The following is a 10035-nucleotide window of genomic DNA, read 5'->3' on the forward strand; positions in this document are numbered from 1 at the left end:
GTTCAGCGGCTGCCCAGTGGCGTGCCGAAGAGGGTGGCGAACTTCGCCGCGAGGGTGTCGCCGAGGAAGTCGAGCGCGCCCGGTGTGGCGGCCATGGTGCCCGCGTCGGAGGTGGTGCAGCCGGTGGTGGCGGGGATGCCGTCGAGTCGCTCGCGCAGCCACAGCAGCGCTGCGGGGCCGCCGACCACCTCGGCGACGATGTGCTCGCTGGCGTGGTCGCGGGTGTAGGTGACCGAGGCCTTCGGGTCCCGGCAGTACGTGTCGACCAGGGTGTCGGTCGCGCCCAGCGGCAGGATCTCGTCCCACGCGGAGTGCCACAGGAACATCGGCATATCGGGGGTGGACTTGCCCATGCGGGTGGCCTCGAGCATCGTCGCGACCGGCGGGTCGTCCAGCGGGTTGCCGTCGGAGCCGATCATGCCGGTCAGGTTGAGGAACGGCAGCAGCGCCGACTGGTACTGCACGCACAGCGGCGACTTGATCGCGGACAGGCCCCTGCCGAGTGGATCGAGCCGCTGCTCGAGATAGGCGGCGAAGTCCGGGTACTCGCGGGTGAGGCCGAGGACCGCGGCGAAGACCAGGCCCGAGGTGAGCTGGTTGTTCGCCATGCTCAGCGCGGCGCCCAGATCGGCGCCCACCCCGCCCTCGGCCGCGCCCACGATGTTCAGTTCGGGGGCATAGGTGGCCTTCAGTTCGGCGGCGTGACCGGTCGCGATCGAGCCGCCGGAGTAGCCGTAGAGCCCGACCGGTGCGGTCGGCCCCACCTCGAGCGGTGCGAAGGAGGTCGCCGCGCGAATGCCGTCGAGGGTGATCCGCCCGGCCAGTGGTCCGGCCGCGTACGCCGAATTCGGGCCCTGGTGGTCGGGAACGACGACGGCCCAGCCCTGCGCCAGCGCGGCCTGGGCGAACAGGAACTCGGCGGGCACGACGATCTGGCCCGCCAGTGGGGCCACCGAAAGATGTTGCAGCGCATAGGAGGGCGCGCAGTAGCCCGCGGTCGAGTCCTCGGCGAGCTGCACCGAGAGCAGCTTGCGCGGTTGCGGCGCCTGGCCGCGCGGCTTGATCACGGTGGCGACCGCGGGGATCGCCTCGTCGCGGCTGTTGTTGGAGCGGTAGGACACCTGCCAGGCATCGACATCGATCGGCAGCACGCCGAAATCGGCGATGCGCACCTGTCGGGCGGCGATGATCGCGCCCGGCGCCGTGGCCGCCACGACCTCGGCGGGCGGCAGGTAGAAGCCCGGATCCAGTTCGGGCGGGAGCGGAATCACCGGGGCGGGCGCCACGGCGGCCGGTTCGGCCGCGACCGGTCCGGCCACCACGACCGTAGCGGCCGCGAGCACGCCCGTGGCCAGGGCCATCCATCGCAGAGCGAAGGGAGATCTCATCGTGCACAGTCCTCACGTGAATTGAGACGCCTTCGTCTCAATGACGGCTACTATGGCACGGGTGTGGCGTAGATCGCAATCAGCGGTCGGGTGACTAGGCCGCGGTCAAGGCATTGAGCAGCGTGGAGAACACGTCGACGAGCTCGTCCACGGGTGGGCGCGGGTCGTCCAGACTCCACTGATGCACCGCGCCGTTGACGGCGCCGATGAACGCGGCCATCGCGACGCGCCAGCCACCCGGCGGTATCCGCACCCCGTCGCGTCCCTGCGCGATCGCGGCGACCACCTCGCCCCACTGGTCGCGGACCTGCGCGCGATGGGCCTCGATCGCGGGGCTCACCCCGACGATCTCCACGAAAGCCACGGTGACGCAGCGGATATCGTCGGTGATCGCCTTCGTGTAGGCGCGCACGGCGGCGTCGATGAGCGCGCGCAGGTCGTCGGTGTCGGCCGCGGCCAGCGCCGCGGCGACCGCGTCCCTGGCCTTGCCCTGCACCGAGTCGTAGACCGCGACGAGGAGTTCCTCGCGTCCGGCGAACTGCTCGTAGAACTGCCGCCGCGACAGTCCGGCCGCCGCGCACACGTCGGTCAGCGAACTGTTGGCGTACGACTTCTCCGCGAACACGGTCAGCCCCGCCTCGATGAACAGCGCGCGGCGCTCGATCTGCCGCTCGGCGACCGAGGTACCGGTGTAGTTGTGTCGGGTGCGCGCTGTCGTCACGACATCGACCCTACGTTCGCGGCGACGCCGCGGCATCCACGGAGGTCAGTCCTTGCGCCCCGTGAAGGCCAGCGAGGTGCCGAGTCCGATCATCATCAGCCCGCTGGTGCCGCCGACCGCGGCCAGCCGGCGCGGCGTGCGGGCCAGCCAGCCGCGCACGGAATCCGCCGCGAGCGCCCACAGCGTGTCGAAGATCAGCCCGAACAACGGGATGCAGATGCCGAGCACCAGCATCTGCTGCGGGACGCCACCGCGGGCGGTATCGACGAACTGCGGCAGCAGCGCCGCCAGGAACACGATGGTCTTCGGATTGGCGAAGCCGACGACGAACCCGTCACGCAGCACCGCGACGGTGGAATAGCCGGGCCCGGCCTGGCCGGGCTGTAGCGCCCTGGCCAGGTCGCTCCGGTGCCGGATCGCCTGGATTCCCAGATAGACCAGATACAGCGCGCCGACCAGTTTGACGGCCGTGAACACCGCCACCGAGGTCGCCACGAGTGCGCCGAGCCCGACCGCGACCGCTACGACCTGCACGTACACCCCGGCCGAATTGCCGACCACGGTCAGTATCGCCGCCCGCCTGCCGACCGTGAGGGCCCGGCTGATCGTGAACAGCACACTCGGCCCCGGAACCACGACGAGCAGCAAGGCCAACCCCGCGAAGGACGCGAGATGCGTCATCGACACCATGCTGATCAACGCTAACGATCCGGCTCCCGGCAGGCAATGGCACGACACCGACCACACCTACACTCGCCGCCATGGGCGAGCAGAAGCAACGGATGCTGAGCGGGCAGTGGTACAAGGACAGCGATCCGGAACTGGTGGGCGAACGGCACCGGGTGCAGCGGCTGTGCGACGAGTTCAACCGGACCGGACCCGACGAGACCGAGCGCCGGACCCGGTTGCTGGGTGACCTGCTGGGCAAACTGGGCGAGGGATCGTGGATCATGCCCCGGTTCCAGTGCGACTACGGCTATCTGGTCGAGATCGGCTCGAACAGCTTCCTCAACTACGACGCGATCCTGCTCGACTGCGCGCCGATCGTCATCGGCGACGATTGCTCGATCGGGCCGCGCTGTCAGCTGCTGACCGCCCTGCACCCGATGGATGACCACGAAAAACGCAGGCAGCGTTGGGAATCCGCGGCGCCGATCCGGATCGGTGACAACGCGTGGTTCGGCGGCGGGGTGATCGTGTGCCCCGGGGTGACCATCGGTGACGACGTCGTGGTCGGCGCGGGCAGCGTGGTCACCCGGGACCTGCCCGACCGGGTGTTCGCGGCGGGCAATCCGGCGCGGGTCATCCGGTCGCTGTAGGGGTGCTGGATACGCTGAACCGCACGCACACGATCCCGGCATCGAAGGAGACACCCATGCGCCACGGTGAAGATCTCGCGCTCACCCACGTCATGCTGCTGGTCGGCGACCAGGACGAGGCCAAGACGTTCTATGAGGACGTGATCGGCCTCGAGGTCCGCACCGATATGCCGTTCGTCGACGACGCGCGCTGGCTGTCGGTGGGTCCGGTCGGCCAGCCCACCATCGAATTCGTCCTCGAGGTTCCGCAGATGGCGCCCGACGAGGCCCGCCGCGCCGCCGCTCGGGCCCGGCTCGACGGCGGGATGCAGTCGACGATCATCTTCGCCACCGACGACGTCGACGCCACCTTCACCCGGATCCGCGACCTCGGCGGCACCGTCGCCCAGCCCCCGGTCGACCAGCAGTACGGCCGCGACTGCGCCTTCGTCGACCCCTGGGGCAACCAGATCCGCTTCACCGGTCGCCGGAAGGGCTGATCGAGGCCGCGTGGTGCTCGGCGCGGCCGAGCACCACGGGTGTCGTGGCCGGGCGGGGCGCGTCGCCGGGTCGCGAGACGGCGACGGCGGCAATACTGTCTTTCCATGGGCGAATCGCGAATCGTGCAGGAGCAGGAAGCCACCCGGCCGCTGCGCGAGGACATCCGGTTTCTCGGCGGCATCCTGGGTGACACCATCCGCGACCACGAAGGGCCGGAGGTGTTCGACCTGATCGAGCGGGTGCGCACCGAGGCGTTCCGGGTGCGTCGCGAGGAGGTCGAACGCAGCGCGGTCGCCGACATGCTCGACGGCACGCCCACCGAGACCGCGATTCCGCTGATCCGGGCATTCAGCTACTTCGTGCTGCTGGCCAATCTCGCCGAGGACATCCAGCGCGACCGGCGCCGCGCCGCGCACGTCTCGGCGGGCGAGCCGCCGCAGGACTCCTCGCTGGCGGCCACCTACGCCAAGCTCGACGCGGCCGCGCTCGACGGCACGACGGTGGCCGATCTGCTCACCGACGCGCTGGTCTCCCCGGTGATCACCGCGCATCCGACCGAGACCCGCAGGCGCACCGTCTTCGACGTGCAGGCCAAGATCACCGAACTGATGCGGCTGCGGCGCAGGCTCGAACCCGGCGACCCCGGCTTCGACGATTCCGAACTGCGGATCCGTCGCGAAGTCCTCACCCTGTGGCGCACGGCGCTGATCCGCCTGGCGCGCCTGCGAATCCAGGACGAGATCTCGGTCGGCCTGCGCTACTACGACCTGACCCTCTACGACGTCATCCCGGCGATCAACGCGCAGGTGCGTGCCGCGCTGCGCTCGCGCTGGCCCGAGGCCGACCTGCTGCCCCGCCCGATCCTGCGCCCCGGCTCGTGGATCGGCGGCGACCGGGACGGAAACCCGTTCGTGACAGCGGAAGTCGTGCACACCGCGGCCCAGCAGGCCGCCGCCTACGCCTTCGGCCGGTACCTGGACGAGCTGGTCGAACTGGAGAAGACGCTGTCGCTGTCGGCCCGGCTGGTCCAGGTGAGCCCGGCGGTCGCCGCGCTCGCCGAGGCCGGCTACCCCGACCCGGCCGTCTTCGCCGACGAGCCGTACCGCCGTGCGCTGCACGCGATCCGGGCCCGGCTCAGTGCCACCGCCGAGCTGGCGCTGGGCACGCTGCCCGACAACGGTCTGGCCGCGGGTGCCCCGCCGTACGCCACCCCGCAGGCGGTCCTCGACGACCTCGACGCGGTCGACCTCTCGCTGCGCGCCGGCGGTGACGCCCTGCTCGCCGACGACCGCCTCGCCGCGCTGCGCCACGCCGTCGAGACCTTCGGCTTCCATCTGCAAGCCCTGGACCTGCGGCAGAACTCCGAGGTGCACGAGCAGGTCGTCACCGAGCTGCTGGCCTGGTCGGGCGTGCACGCCGACTACCCGAGTCTGTCCGAGGCGCAGCGCGTGGAGCTGCTGTCGAACGAATTGCGCACCCGCCGACCGCTGCTCGGCCCGCACGCGCAGCTGAGCGAGCTCGCCGCCAAGGAACTGGGCGTGCTGCGCGCGGGCAAAGAGGTGATCGATACCTTCGGCGCCGCCGCCATCCCGAACTACATCATCAGCATGTGCACCTCGGTCAGCGACATGCTCGAGGCGGCGCTGTTGCTCAAGGAAGCGGGCATCCTGGATCCGGGCACCGCCGAGGGCACACCGAGCAGCCCGGTCGGCATCGTCCCGCTGTTCGAGACCATCGAGGACCTGGGCGCGGGCGCGGCGACGTTGGCGGCGGTGCTGGACGTTCCGGTGTATCGCGAGCTGGTCGCCGCGGCGGGGATGCGGCAGGAGGTGATGCTCGGGTACTCGGATTCGAACAAGGACGGCGGCTACCTGGCCGCGAACTGGGCGCTGTACCGGGCGGAGCTGGATCTGGTGGAGGTGGCGCGCAAGTCGGGCATCCGCTTGCGGCTGTTCCACGGTCGCGGCGGCACCGTCGGCCGAGGTGGCGGCCGCAGTTACGACGCCATCCTGGCCCAGCCCGCCGGCGCGGTGCAGGGCTCGCTGCGGCTGACCGAACAGGGCGAGGTGATCGCCGCGAAGTACTCCGAACAGGGCGCGGCCCACCGCAATCTGGAGTCGCTGATCGCCGGCACCCTGGAATCGACCCTGCTGGACGTGGAGGGCCTCGGTGACGACGCCGAGCCTGCCTACGAACTGCTCGACGATCTGGCGGCCCGGGCCCGCGCCGCCTACGGGCGGCTGGTGCACGACACGCCGGGCTTCGTCGAGTACTTCCGGCAGTCCACTCCGGTCGCCGAGGTCGGCGACCTCAATATCGGCAGCCGCCCGGCCTCGCGCAAACCCACCAACTCGGTGGCCGATCTGCGCGCGATCCCGTGGGTGATGGCCTGGAGCCAGGCGCGCGTCATGCTGCCGGGCTGGTACGGCACGGGCACCGCGCTCGCGGACTGGGTCGGCGAGGACCCGCAGCGGCTGGCCCGGCTCACCGATCTCTACCGGCGCTGGCCGTTCTTCCGGACGGTGCTGTCGAACCTGGCGCAGGTGATGGCCAAGAGCGATCTCGACATCGCCGCCCGCTACGCCGACCTGGTCGAGGATCCGGCGCTGCGCGCGCAGATCTTCGGGATGATCCGCGACGAGCACGCCCGCACCATCCGCATGTACCTGGCCGTGACCGGCCACGAGGAACTGCTCAGCGACAACCCGTCACTGGCGGAATCGATCCACAATCGCTTCCCTTACCTGGAACCGCTCAATCAGCTCCAGGTGGATCTGTTGCGCAGGCTGCGCGGCGGTGACGATTCCGAACTGGTGAAGCGGGGCATCCTGCTCACCATGAACGGACTGGCCACCGCCTTGCGCAACTCGGGCTAGCCGCTAGAGGCAGACGGTGACGGTGACCGGGCCGACCGGGATACCGACGCAGACGGCGACCGAGCCGACGACGGGCTCGGCGGCGGCGGCCGAGGCGGTACCAGCGCCGACGGTGATCACGGACAGGGCGAGTGCGGCGACAGCGAGCGGGCGGGCGATCTTGGCGAACATGGCGGATCCTCGGGTAGAACGGGCGGAACAGCCCCCGCAGGGGCCGCCCCATCTCAACACGGGGTGCTGCGTGATGTCGGAGACATCACCGGAAACGCTGTGGCTCAGTCTGTTACGACGGCGATGGCGTCGATCTCGACCAGCATCTCCGCCCGCGGCAAGCCGGTGAAGACGGTGGTCCGCGCCGGCAGCACGTCACCGGTCGTGTGCTTGGTGACGAATTCACCATACGCCTGGTTCATGACGGCGAAATCCTCCCTTCGGGTGAGATAGACGCGCAGCATCACCACGTCGTCGAAGGTGGCGCCGGAGGCGTCGACGATGGCCTTGACGTTCATCAGCGTGCGGGTGGTCTGGGCGGCGACGTCGCCGGGGTGCAGGTACTCGTTGGTCTCCGGGTCGACGGGTCCCTGGCCCGAGACCTGCACGAACGGGCCCTTGCGGACACCCTGGGAGAAGGTGTGCGCGGGCGCGGGGGCGTCGGCGGTGCGCACGGCGATCTTCTCGGACTTGTCGGTACCCATGGCAGTTCAGCCTTTCCTCGCGGTGACGTCTCGGTGGGGGGCCCAGCCGAGTTCGGTGGAGATGGCGTCGGCGGTCGCCCTGACCTGCGGCAACAGCGCCAGCACCTGATCGTGGTCGAGCAGCACGTCGGGTACCGAGACCGACACGGCGGCCACCACCGCGCCGATCCCGTCGCGCACCGGCACGCCGATGCAATTGACGAAGCTCTCGTGTTCCTCGTGGTCCTCGGCATAGCCCTGCGCGGCGACCAGTTCCAGCTCGGCCAGATACTGCTCGGGCGTGCGCAGGGTGCGGGTGGTGAAGGGGTGGTAGTCCAGCCGCGCGGCGACGGCGCGCCACTCGGCCCGGGGCAGGGCCGCGACCAGGACCTTGCCGACCGCCGTGCAGTGCAGCGGCGCGGGTCGGCCGATCCGGGAGTACATCCGGACGGCCTGTTCGGCGTCGACCTTGTCGATGTAGACGGCGTCACCGGATTCGTAGGCGGCCAGGTGGACTGTCTGTCCGGTGGCGGCGCCGAGCGCGCTCAGATGCGGCCGGGCCACGGTGCGGACATCGCGGTTCTCCAGCGCGTGACTGGCCAGTTCGAACATGCGGGTGCCGAGCGAGTACCGGTGGGCGTTGTCGCGCACGACGAAGCGCTCGGCCTGCATCGTCTGGAGCAGTCGCAGCACCGTGGACTTGTGCACGCCGAGCCGCCCGGCCAGCTCGTCGAGGGACTGCGAGTCCTCGCCGAGGGCGATGAGAATGGACAGGGCCCGCGACACGCTTTGACTCATGGCCTGATCGTCCCATCCAATGCCTCCGGATAGCGCAGCCCGGCCCACGCCGCCGCCGGCAGCTGCGCGAGTCGCCGAATATCTTGTACCGGAGGAATTTTCGCCGCGTCACCGGTGGCGGTGAGGGCGGCGGCGGCACACAGGTGGCCGTAGCGCAGCCGGGTGCGTAGATCCGCCTCGTGCAGGAGCGCGGCGAGGTAGCCGCCGGCGAAAGCGTCACCGGCGCCGATTCTCTCGGTGATCTCGAGTGCCAGCGCGGGTACCTCGACGACGGCGTCGCCGTCGAATCCGGTGACGGTGTGCTTGTCGTTCTTGACGATCAGCTGGGCCGGTTCGGGAAACAGCGCGCGCAGTGCGCCCGGATCGCCGGTGCCGAAGATCTCCTCGGCCTCGTCGGCGCCGAGCAGCGCCACGTCGGCGCCGCGGACGTGCGCGGCGAGTTCGTCGGCGGCCTCGGCGATCCGCGAACCCCACAGCGCCGGACGGTAATTCAGGTCGAAGCTCACCAGCCGCCCGCGCCGGGGCAGCGCGATCAACGTGCGGGTCAACTGGTTCGCCGACTCCGACAGCGCCGGGGTGATGCCGCTGAAGTGCACCAGGTCGGTGCTGTCGAGCAGGCCGGCCGCCGCCCGGGTCGCGAGATCGGCGGGGGACAGGGCGCTGGCGGCGGACCCGGCGCGGTAGTAGTGCATCCGGCTGGCGTGGGCGGGCAGGTCGTGGGTGGCGCCCGACCCGCTGCCGCGCTCCTTGACGTAGAGGCCGGTCGGCCGGCCCGGATCGACGGCGACCGCGCCGACATCGACCCCCTGGCCCGCCAGCTGCGCGACCAGATAGCGGCCGAAGCCGTCGTCACCCACGCGCGAGAGCCACGCCGCCGCGACCCCGAGCTGGGTGAGCACGGTGGCCACATTGGCCTCGGCGCCGCCGGCGCTCCGGTCGAAAGACGGGGACTGCTCCAGCGGGCCGGGCCGGGCCACGAGCACGGCCAACCCCTCGCCCACGGTGACCGCCCTGGGTGGCGCTGATGTTGCCTGGGTCACCTTTTCTGCCCTTCCGTGGTTGCGGTCACTGCCTCTGGGATGCACAATAACGAGCGGAAACATTCAGTGCAACCAGCGTTGCACATTATGCAATATCTACCCGATATGACCGACCGGCCGGGAAACCCGCGGGCGATCGACGGAAAGGGATGCTGTGACGATCGACAACGCCGTCGTGGACGCGCTCGCCGACGAGGCGATCGGCCCGCGCGACAAGAGCGTGCCGCCCGCGGCCTGGGGCCGGACCGTGCGCGAATACCTCGCGGACGCACCGGAACTGGATCGTTGGGAAACGCCACTGCTCACCCTCGACCGCGGTCTGCTGGCGGACAACATCGCGCTGATGGCGCGCTGGACCGCGGCCGCGGGCGTCGCCCTGGCGCCGCACGGCAAGACCACGATGGCGCCCCAGCTCTGGCGCGCCCAGCTCACAGCGGGGTCCTGGGCGATCACGCTGGCCACCGGCTGGCAGGCTCAGCTCGCGCGCTCGTTCGGGGTCGGGAGGATCGTGCTGGCCAACGCGCTCGTCGATCCGGCCGCCCTGACCTGGGTCGCCGCCGAATCCGCGCGCGATGCCGGGTTCGAGTTCTACTGCTGGGCCGACAGTGTCGCCACCGTCGAACTGATGGACAAGCTCCTGCGCGACACCCCGCCCAGCCCGCGGGTCCGGGTGCTGGTCGAACTCGGCGGCCCGCACGGGCGCACCGGCGCGCGGTCCCGTGCCGAAGCGCGCGCCGTC

At 70.5% G+C, this 10035-nt stretch carries 10 protein-coding genes and 1 pseudogene; 4 read left to right on the forward strand and 7 right to left on the reverse strand.

What is annotated here, in order from left to right:
- Positions 1-2 precede the first annotated feature (2 nt).
- From V8688_RS27880 to V8688_RS27890, 3 genes are all read right to left on the reverse strand, one after another.
- A complete protein-coding gene (locus V8688_RS27880; protein WP_218718202.1) occupies positions 3-1361 on the reverse strand; it encodes a lipase family protein in 1359 nt (452 codons plus the stop codon).
- A gap of 121 nt (positions 1362-1482) precedes the next feature.
- Positions 1483-2109 (reverse strand): TetR/AcrR family transcriptional regulator, encoded by a 627-nt coding sequence (locus V8688_RS27885; RefSeq protein ID WP_218718191.1) that lies wholly within the window; start codon positions 2107-2109, stop codon positions 1483-1485.
- Positions 2110-2154: 45 nt separating this feature from the next.
- A complete protein-coding gene (locus V8688_RS27890; protein WP_218718190.1) occupies positions 2155-2808 on the reverse strand; it encodes a LysE family translocator in 654 nt (217 codons plus the stop codon).
- Positions 2809-2870: 62 nt separating this feature from the next.
- On the opposite strand from V8688_RS27890, the gene V8688_RS27895 reads away from it, so the two are divergent.
- The 3 genes from V8688_RS27895 to ppc all read left to right on the forward strand — a co-directional run bounded on the left by V8688_RS27895 (position 2871) and on the right by ppc (position 6784).
- Positions 2871-3428 carry a sugar O-acetyltransferase gene (locus V8688_RS27895; protein WP_342802042.1) on the forward strand — a complete coding sequence of 186 codons (558 nt, stop codon included), beginning with the start codon at positions 2871-2873 and terminating at the stop codon, positions 3426-3428.
- Positions 3429-3484: 56 nt separating this feature from the next.
- A complete protein-coding gene (locus V8688_RS27900; protein WP_316574099.1) occupies positions 3485-3907 on the forward strand; it encodes a VOC family protein in 423 nt (140 codons plus the stop codon).
- 105 nt (positions 3908-4012) lie between these two features.
- Positions 4013-6784, forward strand: a complete 2772-nt coding sequence (ppc, locus tag V8688_RS27905) for a phosphoenolpyruvate carboxylase (protein ID WP_342802043.1) — start codon at positions 4013-4015, stop codon at positions 6782-6784.
- A gap of 3 nt (positions 6785-6787) precedes the next feature.
- Here ppc and V8688_RS27910 read toward each other — a convergent pair whose 3' ends face one another.
- The 4 genes from V8688_RS27910 to V8688_RS27925 form a co-directional block, all read right to left on the reverse strand.
- Entirely contained in the window at positions 6788-6955 is a 168-nt protein-coding gene (locus tag V8688_RS27910; protein ID WP_218718186.1) for a hypothetical protein, read from the reverse strand.
- A 104-nt stretch (positions 6956-7059) separates the two neighbouring features.
- Positions 7060-7479 carry a RidA family protein gene (locus V8688_RS27915; protein WP_218718185.1) on the reverse strand — a complete coding sequence of 140 codons (420 nt, stop codon included), beginning with the start codon at positions 7477-7479 and terminating at the stop codon, positions 7060-7062.
- A gap of 6 nt (positions 7480-7485) precedes the next feature.
- Positions 7486-8256, reverse strand: coding sequence for an IclR family transcriptional regulator (locus V8688_RS27920; RefSeq protein WP_218718184.1), 771 nt, complete (start codon positions 8254-8256; stop codon positions 7486-7488).
- Positions 8253-9257 (reverse strand): sugar kinase, encoded by a 1005-nt coding sequence (locus V8688_RS27925; protein ID WP_342802044.1) that lies wholly within the window; start codon positions 9255-9257, stop codon positions 8253-8255. Before V8688_RS27925 ends, V8688_RS27920 begins: the two co-directional genes overlap by 4 nt.
- A 193-nt stretch (positions 9258-9450) precedes the next feature.
- On the opposite strand from V8688_RS27925, the pseudogene V8688_RS27930 reads away from it, so the two are divergent.
- Positions 9451-10035: pseudogene (locus V8688_RS27930) on the forward strand (amino acid deaminase); the annotation flags it as partial.

It is taken from the genome of Nocardia sp. No.11, assembly GCF_038752175.1.
Taxonomy (GTDB): Bacteria; Actinomycetota; Actinomycetes; order Mycobacteriales; family Mycobacteriaceae; genus Nocardia; species Nocardia canadensis.

Coding starts and splice junctions, on each gene's coding strand:
- V8688_RS27910 (WP_218718186.1), bottom strand. CDS start 6,955: ATGTTCGCCAAGATCGCCCGCCCGCTCGCTGTCGCCGCACTCGCCCTG.
- ppc (WP_342802043.1), top strand. CDS start 4,013: ATGGGCGAATCGCGAATCGTGCAGGAGCAGGAAGCCACCCGGCCGCTG.
- V8688_RS27880 (WP_218718202.1), bottom strand. CDS start 1,361: ATGGCCCTGGCCACGGGCGTGCTCGCGGCCGCTACGGTCGTGGTGGCC.
- V8688_RS27915 (WP_218718185.1), bottom strand. CDS start 7,479: ATGGGTACCGACAAGTCCGAGAAGATCGCCGTGCGCACCGCCGACGCC.
- V8688_RS27900 (WP_316574099.1), top strand. CDS start 3,485: ATGCGCCACGGTGAAGATCTCGCGCTCACCCACGTCATGCTGCTGGTC.
- V8688_RS27895 (WP_342802042.1), top strand. CDS start 2,871: ATGGGCGAGCAGAAGCAACGGATGCTGAGCGGGCAGTGGTACAAGGAC.
- V8688_RS27920 (WP_218718184.1), bottom strand. CDS start 8,256: ATGAGTCAAAGCGTGTCGCGGGCCCTGTCCATTCTCATCGCCCTCGGC.